Origin of the sequence: Plastoroseomonas hellenica (assembly GCF_018129085.1) — a bacterium.
Lineage (GTDB): Bacteria > Pseudomonadota > Alphaproteobacteria > Acetobacterales > Acetobacteraceae > Plastoroseomonas > Plastoroseomonas hellenica.
On record NZ_JAAGBB010000010.1, the window covers coordinates 94,690 to 111,977 of the forward strand.

Below are 17,288 nucleotides of genomic sequence, written 5' to 3' on the forward strand. Positions count from 1 at the left end.
TATATCCTATGGAACATAGAACTGCGCTAAGCGTTGCAAGGGGCCGGAGTTGTGTTCGTGAGCGGCGTGGCTGGCGCGGCGCCCGGGGTGATGGCGGTCGCGCATGCGCTTTCTGTTCACGACCTTCGAAGGTGGCGGCCACGTAGCCCCGGCATTGCTTGTAGCGCGGCGTCTGCGAGACACAGGGCACGAGGTCGCCTTCCTTTCGGACGCGGCGAACCGGAGCCAGGCGGAGGACGCCGGTCTGGCTTTCGAGGCCTGGCGCACCGCCCCGAATCGTGTGGCGATGGCTCAGGCCGACGATCCGCTCCAGGATTGGAAGCGGCGCTGGCCGCCTGCGGTGGTGCGCGCGATCTGCGATGCGGTGCTCGCCCGCCCTGCCCTACGCTACGCGCAAGACACGATCGGCAGCATCGAGCGTTTTCACCCCGACGCGGTCATATCGAACGAACTGCTGTTCGGGGCCATGATGGCGGCCGAGCGCTGCGGCCTGCCGCTCGGGTTGCTGACGGCCAATGTCTGGTGCTTCCCGACCCGGACCGACCTGCCGCCCTTTGGGCCGGGCTTCCGGCCGGGTGGCTGGTTTGCCGCCCGGCGGGACCGCAATGCCCGGGCGATGATCGCCAGCTGGTACGACCATGCGCTGCCCGACCTCAATGCGGCGCGGCGGGCGATCGGCTTGCCGCCGCTGGACCGGGCTCTCGATCAGCTTGCCGCCGCGAAGACCGTCATGCTCGGCACCAGCCAAGCGTTCGATTTCGGGGAGGAGCCGCCGCCGGCGCCGTTCGCCTATGCCGGTCCGCTCGGAGAGGTGCCGAATTGGGCCAGGTCCGCGCCGATCCCGGACGCCATCGCGGCTGCCACCGCCCCAATTGTCCTGATCTCGTTCAGCACGACCTTCCAGGGCCAAGCCGGCGCGATCGCGCGTTGCGTGCAGGCGCTGGCTAGCCTGCCGGTCCAGGGCGTGGTGACGCTCGGTCCTGCGATCCCGCCGGGATCCGTGCGGGCGGCTAGCAATGTCGCGGTGCTGACGGAAGCGTCGCACGACCGGCTCGTACCGCTCGCCGCGGCGGTGATTGCGCATGGCGGCCACGGCACGGTCATTCGCGCGCTGATGCATGGCGTTCCGATTGTTTGCATGCCGATGGGCCGAGACCATCCGGAGAACGCCGCGCGAATCATCCATCATGGCGCCGGGCTGCGGCTGTCCCGGTCCGCTTCGCCGCGCAGCATCCGCGCTGCCGTCATGCGCTTGCTTCGGCAGCCCGAATTCGCGCGGGCAGCGAAGCTGCTGGGAGCGCGGATCCGGGCCGAGGCCAATGGCGGCCGCCTCGCGGCGAAAGCCTTCCTGGGAATGGCGCGATCGCGCTGACCCCACCCCTCGCCGTCAGCCGCAGCGCCCTTTATCCCTCGCGCCACGCTCGCACTTGCTGTCGGTATCGACGGCCAGAGCCTCCTCCATCTCCGCCTTGGCCAGCATCGCCTGATCCAGCGAACCGAAGGACAGCGGAAGCAAAGCTTCGCCGGCGGGCCCGCTTTCCATGAGCAGGTACGTCATTCGCTGGTCGAACCCGGCCAGTGGCACGATCATGTAGCTCTTCCCGACCATCCAGTTCGCCAAATCCGTTGCGGGTTGCGGGTGTGCGCCGCGCGGCGCTTGTCCGTGTGCGGAATGCTTGATCCAGGTGAACGTCCTCGACCGACGGTCGGACACGCCCCATCTCCCACACAATTTATTGTACTACACGAGAGAAAGAATAGGGGCATATCGCGCCATTGGCATCCCAAAACTCCAATTTCGACAAAAATTGAAAGGCGCACGCGCCGCAAGGGATGCGACCCGGTTGGGCGTGCGCCCCAGGTCTGTCTACCCCGTCATTTGCGAGGCGAACTGTCTTTGTGTCTCCCCTGCGCGCAGCACCATTGTCACCATGACAGGCGCAAAGCCATAGCGTTGTCCGCCGGGCGACGATGAGGACGGTTGACCCGTTGGGCAACGCTCAAGCTGGGAACATTCCGGGCATCCTACATACCTCTACCGCGCAGGCGCGTTTGTCGATCTGCCGACACCGACCTGCCGGCACGATTGGTTCCCGACAACTCAGCCCCGCTTCGGCGGGGCTTTTTTTGCTCGCGACGGCACCGGGTGGCCGCCGTCTCGAGGCGAGATGATCTTTAGGCTGTCTGCTGACCCTTGTGCGATGCGCGTTCGCCGACCAGCAGCTCACCGACCATACGCCGCTGCTTGAGATACCGCATTGGCATCAGCGCATGCCTGGCTGGCTGACCGGATCGTCCCGTCGGTGCTGAAGACGCGGCGGTTCGACAGGGAGTTCCGCTGCCTCTGAGAACCGCCAGATGCGGTGGGGCGGCGGCTCTGTACGGTGATGCCCCCGCCGGCGAAAGCGCGACGGCCCAGTTGGAGTGGTCAGCAGCGATAGCCGAAGTGCAAACCATACCCGAAGGCTGCGCCGCTCTTCAGGGGCAGGGGTATGATGTCGTCGTCCTCCAGCAGGAATACCTGGATCGCGCAGCCGAGTGCCGAGGTGTCCGTTGCAAGCGCGGCGGCTGCGTCGAGCGCCGCTTCCTTCGTCGCGTAGGCACGCTGCTGGTTCTCGCCGCGTATCAAGATCCAATTCGGATCTTCGAACATCACAAGGATCCGGGAATGCCGCGTGGATTGAGCTGTCGCGAAGCGTGATTCTTGCTTGGCCATCTTCATTATCCCGGAGGCAAGTTGGCGGCCGACTTATACTAATCAGTCGGGAATGTTGCTAGGCCAATCGAAAACAGTCACGGACTTGCGCGTAGCTTAGCCGTATCCCGTAATTCTCATTTTCAGTTGCAACAATGAATGGTGCTCTGGGAATATCGCTCCATTGATGATGGCCTGATCGGAGCGATCTGGCTCGGCGGGAGAAAAGCCGTGGCAAGTCAATATTTCCGCCCACAACAAGCTGATCGCGACGGGGACGAGGTATTGGGGCTCAGTGCAGCCCAATCTCGCGCGGCGCGCGGCCTCCTCGGCATGACGCAACAGGCTCTGGCAGATGCCTCCGGGATCTCTCGCGCCACAATCCAGCAGTTCGAACGAGGTGCGCCTGGCATCAAGCACGCGACGAGGGTCCTGATCCGCCGCACCTTCGTCTGTTGCGGATTGGTGTTCCTTCCCCGAGGGGAGCACGGCGAGGGGGTAAGGCTCGCTCGGCCATCGATTGGGGCAGCAATCCACGATGAGTTCTTTAGCCGCTTGATTGGCGAGCTTTGAGGTCCATGAAGCGTGCGCCGGCGGGCAGGTGCGCGGCGGCCGGACACGTGGCGGGCTTATGGAGCTGGCGACTGCGGGCTCGCGGCGACATGCCCTGGAGCGCGACGGCGCCCGGAGAGACCTTGCGCTAAGGGGCGACCCGCCGGAGTTAGGACGACGGAGACCGGCGCATTGCGCTGCCGCTGAGAGTGCCCCGACGGCCCAACGAGCGTGATCCGGTCTGCGATATGGAATGGGGTCACGTATCGGCCGAAGCGCCCGCTCAGATCGGTTGCGCCCGCACCTGGGCTCCCGGTCGGGCTTTTCGCGGCCGCCGTCCCTCTCAGGCGTCCGGCGACTGGTACCCCCGAAACGGGTAGCGCTTTGCGGCGGTCCCCGGCCCCTTCGAAACCCTCGATGATTTCCGCGTCGGCTCGCCCCGCGACCGGCCAAACTGCGCTTGTGACAATGGACACTTCGTCGCACCCGACGCGTAGCAGGCATCGAGACAGGCACTGGGAAAGGATATAAATCCGCATCAATCCGGGAGTGAGGGTTTCATCATGAGCACGTACGGCGCCGCCAGGCAGGCCAAGTCGACCAAAACCGAACAACGCGACACCACCGCCGTCCGCCGGGCCGACCGCAGCTCGACAGAAGAGACGCCCAATATCCAGGGCAACACTTTCCACAAGATCATCGTTCAGGCGGCACTGACCCCTGAGCAGAAGATGCAGGAGGTCGCCAAGGCGCTGGAATTCGCGGGAACTCGCGAAGAGAACCGCGACCGCATCAAGGAATTCGATGCGTTCAAGGAATACATGCAGTCCATCTCCGAGGAGATGTCAAAGCAGCGTATCGCCATGACGGATACGGAGACCTTCGCCGAGCTACAGCGCGTTTATGGTGACTTCAATAATGATCTGAACGACTTCATCGACGCGATGAAGCCGCTGACCGACATCACGGACGCGCTCTATAAGCTTCGCGAGAACGGTCAGACCCGCGAGGCTCTCGCCCGTATCAAGGAAGATCGGGAATGGGATGAGAAGCATGCCCGTGACGTGGAGCAGGCCACTACCCGGCTGGATGAGCTGAAGGCCAGGCAGCTTGCCCTCGAGAACGAGAACATCGCGCTGGCTCAGGACAAGGGCTTCTTCGGATATGGCGCGATCCGCTCCTCCTCCGTGGCGAAGATCAAGGTGAATGAAGCCGAGATCACGCGCATGACCGCGGAGATCAAGGATCTGACCGATAAGATCGCCGCTCTGACGCAGGAGAAGGACCAGAAGTCGGCGACCCGTTTGGACAGCGCCGAGATCGGGAAGTTGCGAGAGCTGCTCGATCTGACCACCGAGGAGCACGTCAAGCAGCAGGCGGCGCTTGTCGAGCGCGCCTTGGCCTTCGTGAACAACGGCAAGACCCGCTTCGGATCCATCCGCAGCCACCTCGACAAGATGGTGCAGCAGATCGAGGGGCTCGGCGACAACAACAGCAACATGGTTCAGACCTACGCCGTATTGAACGAAGCCACCAAGCTGGCCGAGACGTCCAACCAGCGGAAACGCGAGGAGCTCATTCAAGCGCCCGACGGCGAGAACCTCATCGACAAAATGAAGCGCGAGCAGTCCAAGCAGGACATCGACGAGCACATCGGTATCCTCGCGACGGCGACCGTCGACACGATGCAGGCCTATGGCGAGTTGACCGCCGAGGCCATCAAGATCCGCAACATGGAAGCGGCCACCAAGAAGCAGGGCGAGTCCGCGAGAGCGATGCACTCTCGTGGCATCGCCTCCGTCGCATCGCAGCTGAGCACCGTCATGACCGCGGTCAACTCCGCCGCCATCAACGAAGCCCAGGCGATGGCCGGTTCGACCCTCGCCGAGATGACCCGCGTCACCAACGAAGTCGCCAGGAAGGAGTCGATCCGCATCGCGACCGGCCGTGAAGACGTCAACACCGACCTCGAAGAGATGCTCAACCAGCTCGCGCAGTTCGGCGATGTGCAGCGCGAGGCGACTGCCATCACGCGCGACGCCCTTACGCGCATGCGCGAGAATCTGGCGGAGCTCGAGGGCCTGGCCACCGACGTGGGCAAGGATACGCAGGAGTTCGTTGGAGTGGCCGCCGATGTTGTCGCCGGCGTGAGCAAGCCCGAGGAAAAGTCCCCGCCACCTCCGAGCGCGACGCCCTCTCCCTTCAAGCTCTGAGGTCCGGGCGATGAGCCATCTGATCCGGGGAACCGACTATCTCGGCCGGTTCCCGAACTTCGAACTCAGGGGGCGAGACAAGGACCTCGAGCGGGTTTCCGCCATCCTCATGCGCAAGCGGGCGAACTCGCTCCTGCTGGTAGGTCCGGCAGGCGTCGGGGTCTCCGCGCTCATCCTCGGCCTGCAATCGATCAAGACCAAGCCGGGCACGCCGTTCGATATCATCGTCAAGCGGTTGTTCTTCCTTGATACTGATCGACTGTTCTCCAGCGGAGACGGGCACCTCATCAACGAGGAGTTCCAGAAGGTCCTGAGGCAGCTTCAGACAACGCCGGAATCGGTGCTCATCATCGAAGACACCTTCGGCTTCATCGAGGCCGCCCGGACCTCCGGGAATCCGCACTTCGTCAATGCCCTGAACTTTGCAGTGAAGAGTGACAAGACGCAGGTCGTCCTGGAAGTCCGCGATGAGCATCTGTCTCAGGTGCTGAAATGGCATTCCGACCTCCAGGAGGCCTACACACTTTTCGATGTCCGCGAGCCCGTCGGCGTGTTCCTTTACGACATCGTCGCCGCTGTCTCGAAGGAGCTCTCAGAGCATCACGGGATCGTTGCCTCCGATGAGGCGATCCGTGAGGCAATCGCACTCACGAGCAAGTATCGCGATGGCATGGGCCTGGGCGGGGCGCAGCCGACCAGGTCGATTTCCCTGATCGACCGGTCTTTGGCCAGCTATCGGCAGCACGCTCACCGCAAGCACCCCCGGATTGCCGAACTGGAACTCAAGGTCAGCGGCTCAGCCGGGCAGGAGCGCGCGGATTTCGAGAAGGCGCTGGCGGAGTGGAGTGCCGACTGGACGGCGCTTCAAGCCAAGATCGGCGAGGCCCATCGTCTGCAGAGGGACGGCGAGGAGGCGATCTTTGCCTTGCAGGACGAGCGCGACCGCCTGCGGCAGGAGCGTGCGCGTCGGGCCGTGGAGAGCGATCAGCATGCGAGCTCGGCGGAGGACGCGGTCCGGATCCGCAGCTTCGCGGAGCTCGCAGCCGCCGGCGGTTTCGAAACCCCAGCCGAGGCGGAGATCTCCCGCAAGATCGCGCAGTTCGAGAAGGTGGTCGGGGAGAACCAGCGCGAGCATCGGCGGCTGGTCGAGATCGTCAACAAGGATCTCCGACTCACCGAGAAGGAGGTCCGCATCGAGTTCAGCGAAATCTCCGGCATCTCGACCGAGAGGCTCGGCGAGGACGAGCGAGAGGTTCTGCGCAACCTCGAAGGCAACCTCCTCAAGAACATCTTCGGCCAGGACCCGGTGGTCCGCCACGTCGCCAATGCCGTGAAGGTGGCGAGGATCGACGAGATGGAGGAGACCGGGCCGAAGGGCAGCTTCATGTTCCTGGGGCCATCCGGAGTCGGCAAGACGGAAATGGCCAAGCGCCTCGCGGCAGAGCTCGGCTTGGAACTGCTCCGCTTCGACATGTCCGAATACATGGAGAAACACGCCGTCGCCAAGCTGATCGGTGCCCCCCCGGGATACGAAGGCTTCGAGGCCGGCGGCATCTTGACCAACGCCGTGCGCAGGAAGCCGGTCTGCGTTCTTCTGTTTGATGAGGTCGAAAAGGCCCATCCGGACGTCTTCAACGTGTTTCTGCAGATCCTCTCCGACGCCCGCTTGACGGACAATCTTGGGCGGACGGTCGACTTCCGAGAAACCTACATCGTGATGACCACGAATATCGGTCAGCCCTTCTACCTGGACATGACGCTGACCGACGAGGAGGCGCAGGAACGGGCGCTGATTGAGCTCAATCAGACATACCGATCGGAACTCCTGAACCGCTTCAATGGACGTGAGAACATCCTCCACTTCCGACGCCTGGGAATGGAGGTCATCGAGCGGATCATTTCCCGCGAGATTGATAAGCTCAACAAGGCCTATGACGCCCGTGGTCTTCGGGTCGTCATGGCGGAGAACTCCCTCCAGGAATTCTGCCGCGCGCACTATGATCCGACCCGGGGTGCGCGTGGATTGCCCGGATACATCAAGGCCAATCTGCGCCCGATCCTGGTGAACCACGTGCTCGAGAACGCCAGGAGCACCGGCGCATTCCTTGTTCGCTTCAATAACGAGAGCCGGGGCTTCGAAGTGGAGTTCAGGGAGCACCAGCATGCGTGAGAAGGTGAAGGCTGGTCTGGCCTCGAGCAGGTTCCTGGTCCAGCTGGCGGCTTCTTTGCATTGGGTGTGGGCTGTGCCGCTGCGCCCCTTCCGCCGCGCCGGCGCCTGGATGGTGGGATCGGTCTTCCGTTGGTACAGGCTTCTGTGGGTACGCTGCACCCACAACGAGTATGGCGGCTTTGTCTATTGGCGAGGCGGCGCAATGATACTGGCGACCGGGGTCGCGCTCTACCTGATACCGGTCGTGCTCGGGTTCGTCGCCCAGACCGCGCTCTACTTCACCACCCGGAACTACGAAGAAGTCTACCTCATTCAGTCGGAAGAGATCTATCCGGACGACAACGTGTGGGCGGTGCGGGGGTGTGATCGCCTGCCTTGCGACAGGGACAGCAGCATCTACTTCCGCATCTCGCCGACGCCGTTCAATCATCTTTGGAGCGTGGTGAACACCGGCTGGCTGTTTGTTCCCGATGATGTCGGCTCAGGCGTTCCCACCGGCCTCACCAGATGCTGGGTCAGATCCTACGGCATCCGCATCAAGACCCTTATGCGGAGGTTCGAAATCTATCCCGACGCGCTTGATATCTCCTGCCGGAATGCGGTGGAACGCTGAGGCCTTCATCCGGGGAGGGCTGCGGCCTTCGGCCAAGGTTGACCTCAGGCTGAGCGTGGCCTTGTAGGCGAAGACAGCGAGCGGATGCAGGAAGGTGGCGCCCGGGGAGATGATCCTTGACCGCCGCCGCGCGGTCTCGCCGGTGCTCCTCGGCGGCGAATTCGCCGCCCTGGCGCCGGGGCGCTACCCGCGTGCTCAGGTTGCAGGGCAACTCCCGATCGCCAGTGGTGTGTCATTGTCATTGAGAGCGGAAGCCAGCGCACCGCCGGCCTGATCAGCAGGGTTGACGGGTGCAGAGGCATATCGCGCGCAGCGACGCATCGGCGAAGCGATGCCTGGACGCTTGCGCGGATGCTGAGCGTGCAACTGCTCGCCCGAGATGCCGTTCATCCGTCGATTGCGCTGGAGGCGGACATGCCGGCACCCAAGGCCCTCGCGGTAGGCACGGTGAAGGGCTTCATGGCTGATGAATGTATGAGCCGGTCGGCTGCAGTCGCCTACTACACATTGTTTTCCGTGGCCCCTCTCGTGATCATCGCGACCGCGATCGCGGGGTTCTTCTTCGGTGACGAGGCCGCCCGCGGCGAGGTGACCGCCCAGCTCGAGGGAACGCTCGGACGCCAGGCGGCCGAGGCCGTACAGGGCATTGTCCAGAACGCCAGCGACGCAGGCAGCGGCACCGTGGCAACCATCATCGGGGTCGCGACACTGCTGCTTGCCGCGAGTGGCGTTTTCGGCGAGCTGCAGTCGGCGCTCAATGCAATCTGGAAGACGAAGACGCCCGACGAGCAGGGCACCGTGTCTCGCTTCGTGCGTGCCAAGGCAGCCGCCATTGGCCTGGTTGCCGCGCTCGGCTTCCTCCTGCTTGCCTCGCTGCTCGTCAGTGCGGCCCTCAAGGCGCTCGGTAGCTGGGCTGGCGGGCTGCTGCCTGGGTTCGAGGTGCTGCTTCATGTCATCGAGCTTGTGGTATCGATCGGCATTCTCACCGTGCTGTTCTCAGCCATCTACAAAGTCCTGCCCGACCGCCCGATCGCGTGGCGCGACACGTTGATCGGCGCTTTTGCGACGGCGCTCCTTTTCAGCATCGGGAAGACCGCCATAGGGATCTACATCGGCAGCAGTTCTATTGCGACCAGCTATGGTGCGGCCGGCGCCCTGGTAATCGTCCTGGTCTGGGTGAATTATTCTGCCATTATTTTCTTCCTTGGCGCGGAATTCACGCGCGCCTGGTCGGAGCAGGCGGGCCGAACGGAGAGCCGCTTCGAGTGAACGGCGCGCGCGCCGACGACGAGGCTCCTCTGTTTCAACCAACTCAGCTGTTCACACCATTGCGGACTTCTACTGACTATGGTGTTTCGCTTTGGGCGCGACCTGAGGGCGAGGGCGATGGACGCAGCGGATGCCGTGTATGAACCGGACGGAGCCCTGTTGTTGGCAGGCCTTTGCCTGCTGGCCGCGCTGGCAACCATTGGCGCTCTGATCCCGGCGATTGTGGCCCTGGTCCGGAGCGTCCTCGCATCGCCCCCTGTATGGCCGGTTCTCGGGGGCATCGCGGCGTTCTGGGGGCTGTGCGCGTCAGGGCGCCCCATCGCTGGAATGCTAGCGGCTCTCGCAGGGGTCATCGGCACCGCGGTGGTCCAGGACGTCCGGGACAGGGCGGTGCGCAGAGCGCGTGCGGTGGATGCGACGACGGATGCTCCGCCGCAGAGCGGTTGAGGTCGGCGACTGGCCCGTTCTCCGGGGGTGATGTGGGTTGCGGAGCGCGGCCGCCCCGGCGTCAAGGCGACGTGTAGTTGTGAGGTCAGCTGCGACATGCGTGTTGGGAGCGTGCCCTCGCGATAGGCCAGGCTGTCCTTTTCGCGTTAAGCCCGGCTCGCCATCTTCGCTTCCAGCAGTGATCGACCCCACCCGAGGGCATGCGACCGAGCGGAGCCGCGATGCGGAGCGTGTGCCCCTTTGGCGCGGCGCCGCGGAGCGTGCGGCAGGCCAGGCGCTTCCCTGAGAAAAGCGGAAGACGGAACGGCCGGTGCTGTGGCTCAGACCGGCGCAGCCCCGAGAGGATTCGTCCCAGACGGGCTTGGGACAGAATTCGCCTTCCACTCCGTGCTCGCTGCAATCGCCGCCAGGGGAGGTGCCGGCGATAGCCGCCGTGTCGCGTGCATAGGCAGCCGCAATTCGCCGACTGCCGATCGCCGGCTGGATGATGCGCGTGGACACCGCACCATCGGACGCGGGACGCTCGCCCGCTCACCGGCAACGCGCCTACTCCGCGAGAACCCTCGGCTGAACCGACGTTATGATCATCGGCCCCTGGGCGATACCGTCTGAGGTCACGCACTGATTGCTCGCGCCCGCCAACGCGACCGCCTGACCATTCATCGTCACGCGGGACGCCGCCGCTGTCCAGACGACCCGCGTACAGGGCTGCGGCCGCGGGCCGTTCGCGCCTTCGACGCAGAATGGGCAACCGGAGATATGGAAGGCGCCTCTGGCCGCCAGGGCTGGCGTGCCGCTCAGCAGGACGCGATCCGGACCCGGCGATGGCTGCACCGCGGCGCCATGCGGGCAGCGAAGGCTGCTGCCTATGTCGAGGATTGCGGCCGGCATCAGGTGACCGCCAACGCGCCGCCATTAATGGAGACGGTCGGGCCCACCATCTCGAGCACGGCGCCCTTCCCGTTTGACAAGGTGATGCCGGTCTCGCCGATTGAGATCAATGCCCCGCTTTCGGTACTGAGTTGAATCTCGGCCCGCCGCCCCGCGTCAGTCGGTTGAGCCTCTTCGGCCCGCGAGCGGGCTACGAGCGGAGGGGCTTCGGATGCGGTGCGATACCAGCACCCGGTCCAGATCGGCGCGGCGGCGTTGCCCTGCTCGAATTCGACCCATACGCCTGCGCCCGGGGCAGGAAGCATCCACACGGCGTTGGACAAGGTCGGCGGCGGAAGACACGGCATCGCCCAGACTGGCATCCCGTCGCTGACGTCTGCCACGGTGACGAGCAAACGCCCGATATGAAGAGGGTCGAGGTCGCTCGCCACTTCACCGCGATACTTACCAAGATACTTCGCCATTGATGCCATCCTGTCCTGATACGAGTGTGGGGCGCCGCGACCAATTGGACTTCACCCGTCTGCTTGGCACTCCACAAGAGGAAGCCACTCCAGCCAAAGCCGCTCCGCAGGCATCGGTTGCGCCATGGTTGAAGATCACCCGGAGATAAATTGGAGCCGGAACTGGCGCACGGACGAAGCTGCCAGGCGGTGCGCCCAGGACCTGAGCTCAATGCCGTGCAGCAAACGTGTCGCGAGTCGCTCGGGCAATCGCGCGGCCCGGATCTTGACCAAACGTTGCCGCCACCTGTTGGCGCTGGCGGGGCGCCCCGGCAACGCGAACGCGTGGGGATCGCTGGAGCGGCCGGGTCATGAGCGGCTCGGGTGAGGCACGCGATCCTCCGCGAACCGGCGGCATCTCGCTGCGTCAGTGCTCCGCGCGCTCGGCTATGCGACGGGCCGCAGAAGGACCCGCGGACTTCCTGATGGAGGATCAGGGGTCGTTAGCGACGGCGGGATCGGCTGAAGGCGGGATCCCGTCAGGGCCGAGGTCGTAGGCAACGCTGGACCTCGTCTGCGCCCCCTCTCCCGTCCCGGCACCCGCTCCCGGCCGTCCACCCGGCCAGCCTGCGAGCGCCAACAATTCGGCTGTCAGCACCTGGTCCCCCACGGGTTTCATGACGATCCGGCAGGAGGCAAACCGTGCCGGAAGATCATGGATGTAGTAGCCGCTGAAGAATGCGAATGGCACGCCTGTCGCCATCAGCTCGTCGGCGAACGGAAGCGAGCTTTCGCCACCTCGTAGAGAAATTTCGAGCAGCACTGCATCTGGCTTTTCCAGCATTCGCGTGCGGGCTTCGGCAACGGTGCTTGCCGGCGGCAGGGTTCGATAACCCAGGTGCCGCATGAGCCTGAGGGTCGTCGCGGTGATCAGCGGATCGCCTTCGACGAGCAGGATGCAAGGCGATCGAGCGATTCCAGTTCCGGCCATCGCGGCCTCCTTGCCATGCTGACAGGCGCGTGTTCGGTCTGCTCCCTCAGGCGCGTTCCGCTGAATGACGCCGCGCGTGTCACCGCCTGCTGTTCAACTCCGAAGACCCGCTTGGCGTTCCCAGCCGCGCAGCATCACAGGTGGACTAGGCCCGCATCGTTCACAGCGTCCAACCGCGTAGCCTGCGGCTCTTCCGGCCGCGGCGCGCCGAACTGGTTCCCAGCACGGCTCGCCTCATGTGCCCTAGCACCGTCGGCCATGTGATCGGGCGGTGAGCGGCGGCCGTGCTCCGATGCGATTTAAAGCAGCGTGCGATGCAGCTTCAGAGCTCACAGGCTATGGCGTTGTGGGGATGGTGAGTTTCGCGACCGGTTGGCTGTCGACGAGAACCCCGAAAATGGAGACTCTACCGCTGCTGTCCGTGCGTGGCGTCGGCGGACGTCGAGCGATGCGCGAGACCGATCTCGACCAACTCCTTTCGAAGCTCGGCACTGCTCAGCGGCTTGCTGAGTAGGGGACGTTTCGCAAAACGGTCCGGCAGAATGGAGCGATCATAGGCGGTCACAAAGATGAACGGGGTCCCCCGCGCAGCCAGCGCGTCAGCGATCGCATAGCTTGTCTCGCGTCCGAGGTTGATGTCCAACAACGCCAGATCCGGCATTGCGCGACTTAACGCGAGCATGGCCTCCGCAACAGAGGCTACCGGACCCACGACCCACCCGCCGATTTCGTCGACCTGCCGCTCTATTGCGTCGGCGACGAGCCAGTCGTCCTCCACAATAAGAACGCTCAGACCGTCCATTCGGGCCACTAGGGTTTCCATCGCAAATCAACGCCCGCAGCGGCGCCTGCGCTACATCAAATGGTAACGAGCGCGGAAAATACCGCCGGCGCTGCTCAAGCGGGCCAGGCCGGCCTGCGAACCGTTTTCATAACACCGCACGCTCAGCCCCCGATCGCGGTCGATCGATTGGCTGCTGTGACCCTCAGAGCGGCGACGCTGTCCTCGATGGCATCGCTTGGAAATGGCAGGCCGCGCATGGTCTCTGCGCGCCATTTGCCCGTTACGGCGCATGACCACGCGGGTTTCGCCGCGGGGCCGCAGGAGCTGCGGCGGCAAGCGGCCAAGCGCGCGAGTGCCGGCGAGGCATGCTACAGGTCCAGCGCGAGGCGAACGCCATAGTCGTCGCATCGGAAATCGATGCCATTGCGATTCCGCGTCGCACAGCGGATCTGCCGCGGGACATCCTGCCAGGAGCCACCGCGCAAGACACGGCGGTCGCAGTCGCCACGGAGCCATGGCGTCGCACCGCTTGGGGCACCGAGATAGAATTCGTTCCAGCAATCCTCGACCCACTCCCAGACGTTGCCGAGCATGTCGTGGAGCCCGAACGCGTTCGGGGGAAACCGGCCTACAGGAACCGTGCCCAGCACAGTGGTCGACACGTCCTCGCGCAGGTAATGCGCATCTCGGGGGGACATGGCGTCACCCCAATGGTAGGCGGTCGTCGTGCCGGCCCGGGCGGCATACTCCCACTCGGCCTCGCTCGGCAGGCGGTATGGCTTTCCCGTCTCGATCCGCAGCCACGCGGCATAGGCCGTTGCGTCGCGCCAGGAGATATTGATCACCGGCCGCGCGCCCCTGCCCCACCCCTCGTCGGGCGGCAAGCCGGATCCCGTAGCGCCGGCGAAGCGGTCCCATTCGTCGAAGGTCACCGGAAAGCGCCCGAGTGCGAAGGCGCGCGCGACCACGACGTCACGAACTGGATGCTCATTGTCCTCATGACCCTCCTCTGCATCGGATGATCCCATCTGGAATCGTCCCGGTGGGATGGCCACCATTTCAGGCTGACTGACTTCGCCGCCGCTCGATCGATTCCGCACCATCCGATTTCATGCCCCTCGTGCCATGGACCCTCGAGCCGTGAGGCGCGGGGCGATCAGCCGGTCCCCCGCCCGCGGTTGCTGATTCGCGACCTTGATTCCGAGCAGCGGATTGCCCGTCCCCAGGGGTCGGGAGGGAGGTTACACATCATCCTTGGTGCTGGAGGCAGCCCCGTTCGAGGACCACGCGGATATCGCGCAGAGGCCGCCTCAGCAGCAGTCGAGGCGAGGCCACGCTGCGCGCATACCGGCTGAGCAGGTCCGGCTGGCCCTCGCCTCTTCACGGCCGGAGGGGTCATGCCCGCTGTGCATACCGTGCCTAGAGAATCGCAGCACGTTGCGGGGACGTCCGCTAAGCTGAACCGGCGAAGGGGGCGAGCAAAAATGCTCGTGCTAAGGGGGCGCCGATGACGTCGCATTCCTATCGGATCATCTCGATACGGAGCAGCGCGGACCGGCTGCAATACGTTATCGCACCACTTCATGACGACGCTGCCCTGGAGCAGGCGCCGGCCCTGGCCTTTTCCTCTGTGCGAGAAGCTGAGATCGTATTGGCGTGGCTTGAAGAACGCGATCTCTTCGACGGGCCCAGCGGTGCAACTCCGAGCTGCCCGGACGTGACTGCTGTTCGATATGATCGCGATCGGCCGAAACAACCTTCCTCGAGAGCGTCCTAACCCCGGCATTTCCTTTAGCATGGTTTGCAGCACCGCCCGACGGATTGCGGTAATCCAAGCGGCCCCGACATCGGCACATCTGGTGGCGTGCCGATCGTCGCCACGGAATATGATCGCTGCCGCGGTCGCGACGACCGCGCCGAGCGTGGTGGCACGCCGCTCTGGTTATTGTTGACGACCTAGCGGTACTCCTGCCCGGCCGCCTAAGTACCCCAAGCATCGTACCGCCATGGCCTCAGGTCCGCGGCCACCCAGCCGGATGAGAATGCGAAATTGGGCAAGCCAAGGTCGCTGAGCCGGTGATTGCCTATAAACTCGGGCTTGGGAGTAACGTTATGGACCACGCGCCGAACATGACGTCGGCGGCGATGGAAGTGACCGACATGCGGCTTTTCGTGTTTCCGGCGATCCTTGCGCTTGGGCTCGCTGACCCAGCCGCGGGACAGGCCCCACAGCGGGCGGCATTTTGCGACCGCTCTTCTTCCGCCGAGGGCGTGCAGGGCACGCGCGAGACCATTGCCCAAAGCTACCAGCGCCGATGTCAACCGGGTGGCATCGTTTCATTCTCAGGGCCGACCGCCGCCCATCTGATCCCGGAACTCTGTGATTTCACGAAGCAGATCGTTGTCACGGATGGCGCCGTGTTCTGCGCGATGGTGGAGCCCCGCGGACGCCGCTGAAGCGGTGTCGCCGCCATGCGGCGGACAAGATCGCGCCTGGCTCTGGCGCCGACGCGCGGGAATTGGGGCGTCTTGTGCGCCCGCAGAGTTGGGGCGTGCCAGTGGCTGCGGACGCGCGGGGGACATAGCGGGTCTCCAACCGTCTGCTCGTGCTGGCGCGTCGGGCCGTTGATGCCAAGCGGCTGAGACCGCGGGCACGGCCGCCCGGCGGCATCGGCTCTGTTCTTGGCAAGGCTGCGATCCTCATCATGGTTCAGCACGGGACGCCATTGCCGGTTGCGTTCAGCGGCCGGGCTATTCCGAGAGGTTTCGGCTGAGACCGCGCCGGTTGTGAGGTCGCCGAGTCTGGTCGGCTGCACGCCTGCGGGACCCCTCGCGAGTGGCAAGGATGGCGCCTGGTTCCGCGGCTATTCGCACGACCTGTTCCGTAGGTAACAGGCGACCTCCATCAGGCCGGTCGGCCTGGTTCTCGACCGCGGCTAACCCTCTGATCAGGCTTCCGATTTTACCCCGGTCGTGCCTGTAACCTGGATCACTGGTGATGACCGTGCGCGATGCGCCATTTCTCTCCTTGCCGCGGCACTGCCGATCGACTGCCGGGGCAGGAAGCCAATCGCTGAGCAGCTGAGGCGATCCTTCTTTCCGCATGGAGCCACCCGCGATTGCGGGGCCCGCGTGCCCCTGGCGAGGGAGTCCGCGGTCGACCATCAATCCGGGTGAACCTCGATCAACGCCCAGCGCTGCCGAGGCCCATCGCATGCCTCCGGCGGCGCGCAGTACCGCCTCTCGGCGCATCAACGGGAACCCTCGCAGTAAGGAGAAGACAAATGCCGACCGCCACTCTCGAGAAGAACCAGATTGAGCCAGGCGCTTCCGTCGACCTCGCAGCCTTGAAGGCTCGGCAGCAGGCGACCTGGTCTACCGGCGATTACGCCGTCATCGGTACCACGCTGCAGATCGTCGGCGAACGGATCTGCGAGGCCGTTGACCTGCGTGCCGGCGAGCGAGTGCTCGACGTCGCAGCCGGCAATGGCAATGCGACGCTCGCCGCCGCCCGCCGGTTCGCGGAGGTGACCTCCTCGGACTATGTCACCGCGCTGCTCGACCGCGGTCGGGAGCGGGCTGCCGCTGAGCGCCTGGAGATCGCCTTTCAGGAGGCGGATGCCGAAGCCCTTCCCTTCGCCAGCGAGACTTTCGATGTCGCGCTATCGACCTTTGGTGTCATGTTCACCCCAGACCAGGAGAAGGCGGCTGCGGAACTCATCCGGGTGGTACGCCCGGGCGGGCGCGTGGGACTCGCCAATTGGACGCCGGAAGGCTTCATCGGCCAAGTCTTCAAGACGATCGGTCGCCACCTGCCACCGCCTGCAGGCGTGAAGTCTCCGGCGCTCTGGGGCACCGAGGCGCGGCTGGGCGAGCTGTTCCCGGGTCACGGGGTGTCAGCGACGAAGCAGATGTTCAACTTCCGCTACCGCTCTCCCGACCATCTGCTGGATGTGTTCCGGACGTACTATGGCCCGATGAACCGCGCCTTTGCAGCGCTCGACACCGCGGGCCAGTCATTGCTGGAGGAGGATATCCGCCACCTGCTCACGCGCATGAACCGCGGCCGCGCGGACACGCTGATCGTGCCGAGCGAGTACCTGGAAGTCGTGATCACCCGGCGCTGACGCCGGCGCGCGCGGCATGGCCGGTAGCGAGCAAGCTGTGCTCGCGCCGGCCAAGCTGACGGGGTGGATTTCATGGATCAGATACTGGAATTG

Annotated in this window: 14 protein-coding genes; 8 read left to right on the plus strand and 6 right to left on the minus strand. The window is 64.6% G+C overall.

Annotation, left to right across the window (positions count from 1 at the left end):
• The first annotated feature begins 103 nt into the window (after positions 1–103).
• A complete protein-coding gene (locus GXW71_RS10295; RefSeq protein ID WP_211852403.1) occupies positions 104–1,372 on the plus strand; it encodes a glycosyltransferase in 1,269 nt (422 codons plus the stop codon).
• A 15-nt stretch (positions 1,373–1,387) separates the two neighbouring features.
• Here the strand turns inward: GXW71_RS10295 and GXW71_RS10300 are convergent, their stop codons facing one another.
• Both GXW71_RS10300 and GXW71_RS10305 read right to left on the minus strand, forming a co-directional pair.
• Complete coding sequence (locus tag GXW71_RS10300) at positions 1,388–1,714, minus strand: hypothetical protein (protein WP_211852404.1); 327 nt, start codon at positions 1,712–1,714, stop codon at positions 1,388–1,390.
• Between the two features lie 714 nt (positions 1,715–2,428).
• Positions 2,429–2,716 carry a hypothetical protein gene (locus tag GXW71_RS10305; protein ID WP_211852405.1) on the minus strand — a complete coding sequence of 96 codons (288 nt, stop codon included), beginning with the start codon at positions 2,714–2,716 and terminating at the stop codon, positions 2,429–2,431.
• 138 nt (positions 2,717–2,854) lie between these two features.
• Between GXW71_RS10305 and GXW71_RS10310 the strand changes: the two genes are divergently transcribed.
• The 5 genes from GXW71_RS10310 (at position 2,855) to GXW71_RS10330 (ending at position 9,512) form a co-directional block, all read left to right on the plus strand.
• Positions 2,855–3,268, plus strand: coding sequence for a helix-turn-helix transcriptional regulator (locus GXW71_RS10310; RefSeq protein WP_211852406.1), 414 nt, complete (start codon positions 2,855–2,857; stop codon positions 3,266–3,268).
• Positions 3,269–3,810: 542 nt separating this feature from the next.
• Positions 3,811–5,460 (plus strand): coiled-coil domain-containing protein, encoded by a 1,650-nt coding sequence (locus GXW71_RS10315; protein WP_211852407.1) that lies wholly within the window; start codon positions 3,811–3,813, stop codon positions 5,458–5,460.
• Positions 5,461–5,470: 10 nt separating this feature from the next.
• Positions 5,471–7,630 (plus strand): AAA family ATPase, encoded by a 2,160-nt coding sequence (locus tag GXW71_RS10320; RefSeq protein ID WP_211852408.1) that lies wholly within the window; start codon positions 5,471–5,473, stop codon positions 7,628–7,630.
• The gene (locus tag GXW71_RS10325) at positions 7,623–8,243 is read left to right on the plus strand and encodes a hypothetical protein (RefSeq protein ID WP_211852409.1); all 621 of its coding nucleotides are present in this window, start codon (positions 7,623–7,625) and stop codon (positions 8,241–8,243) included. The genes GXW71_RS10320 and GXW71_RS10325 overlap by 8 nt, the downstream gene beginning before the upstream one ends.
• A 360-nt stretch (positions 8,244–8,603) precedes the next feature.
• A complete protein-coding gene (locus tag GXW71_RS10330) occupies positions 8,604–9,512 on the plus strand; it encodes a YihY/virulence factor BrkB family protein (protein WP_367617280.1) in 909 nt (302 codons plus the stop codon).
• A 1,337-nt stretch (positions 9,513–10,849) separates the two neighbouring features.
• Here GXW71_RS10330 and GXW71_RS10335 read toward each other — a convergent pair.
• From GXW71_RS10335 to GXW71_RS10350, 4 genes are all read right to left on the minus strand, one after another.
• Entirely contained in the window at positions 10,850–11,314 is a 465-nt protein-coding gene (locus GXW71_RS10335; RefSeq protein ID WP_211852410.1) for a phage baseplate assembly protein V, read from the minus strand.
• A gap of 472 nt (positions 11,315–11,786) precedes the next feature.
• A complete protein-coding gene (locus GXW71_RS10340) occupies positions 11,787–12,284 on the minus strand; it encodes a response regulator (protein ID WP_211852411.1) in 498 nt (165 codons plus the stop codon).
• A 406-nt stretch (positions 12,285–12,690) separates the two neighbouring features.
• Complete coding sequence (locus GXW71_RS10345) at positions 12,691–13,086, minus strand: response regulator (RefSeq protein ID WP_211852412.1); 396 nt, start codon at positions 13,084–13,086, stop codon at positions 12,691–12,693.
• Between the two features lie 350 nt (positions 13,087–13,436).
• Positions 13,437–14,171 carry a formylglycine-generating enzyme family protein gene (locus GXW71_RS10350; protein WP_211852413.1) on the minus strand — a complete coding sequence of 245 codons (735 nt, stop codon included), beginning with the start codon at positions 14,169–14,171 and terminating at the stop codon, positions 13,437–13,439.
• Between the two features lie 1,009 nt (positions 14,172–15,180).
• Here GXW71_RS10350 and GXW71_RS10355 point away from each other — a divergent pair.
• Together GXW71_RS10355 and GXW71_RS10360 are read left to right on the plus strand one after the other, a co-directional pair.
• Positions 15,181–15,525 (plus strand): hypothetical protein, encoded by a 345-nt coding sequence (locus tag GXW71_RS10355; protein ID WP_211852414.1) that lies wholly within the window; start codon positions 15,181–15,183, stop codon positions 15,523–15,525.
• A gap of 827 nt (positions 15,526–16,352) precedes the next feature.
• Positions 16,353–17,195 (plus strand): class I SAM-dependent methyltransferase, encoded by an 843-nt coding sequence (locus tag GXW71_RS10360; RefSeq protein ID WP_211852415.1) that lies wholly within the window; start codon positions 16,353–16,355, stop codon positions 17,193–17,195.
• The last annotated feature ends 93 nt before the right edge of the window (positions 17,196–17,288 follow it).

Coding starts and splice junctions, on each gene's coding strand:
- GXW71_RS10295 (WP_211852403.1), top strand. CDS start 104: ATGCGCTTTCTGTTCACGACCTTCGAAGGTGGCGGCCACGTAGCCCCG.
- GXW71_RS10305 (WP_211852405.1), bottom strand. CDS start 2,716: ATGGCCAAGCAAGAATCACGCTTCGCGACAGCTCAATCCACGCGGCAT.
- GXW71_RS10310 (WP_211852406.1), top strand. CDS start 2,855: ATGGTGCTCTGGGAATATCGCTCCATTGATGATGGCCTGATCGGAGCG.
- GXW71_RS10315 (WP_211852407.1), top strand. CDS start 3,811: ATGAGCACGTACGGCGCCGCCAGGCAGGCCAAGTCGACCAAAACCGAA.
- GXW71_RS10320 (WP_211852408.1), top strand. CDS start 5,471: ATGAGCCATCTGATCCGGGGAACCGACTATCTCGGCCGGTTCCCGAAC.
- GXW71_RS10325 (WP_211852409.1), top strand. CDS start 7,623: ATGCGTGAGAAGGTGAAGGCTGGTCTGGCCTCGAGCAGGTTCCTGGTC.
- GXW71_RS10335 (WP_211852410.1), bottom strand. CDS start 11,314: ATGGCGAAGTATCTTGGTAAGTATCGCGGTGAAGTGGCGAGCGACCTC.
- GXW71_RS10340 (WP_211852411.1), bottom strand. CDS start 12,284: ATGGCCGGAACTGGAATCGCTCGATCGCCTTGCATCCTGCTCGTCGAA.
- GXW71_RS10345 (WP_211852412.1), bottom strand. CDS start 13,086: ATGGACGGTCTGAGCGTTCTTATTGTGGAGGACGACTGGCTCGTCGCC.
- GXW71_RS10350 (WP_211852413.1), bottom strand. CDS start 14,171: ATGGTGCGGAATCGATCGAGCGGCGGCGAAGTCAGTCAGCCTGAAATG.
- GXW71_RS10355 (WP_211852414.1), top strand. CDS start 15,181: ATGGACCACGCGCCGAACATGACGTCGGCGGCGATGGAAGTGACCGAC.
- GXW71_RS10360 (WP_211852415.1), top strand. CDS start 16,353: ATGCCGACCGCCACTCTCGAGAAGAACCAGATTGAGCCAGGCGCTTCC.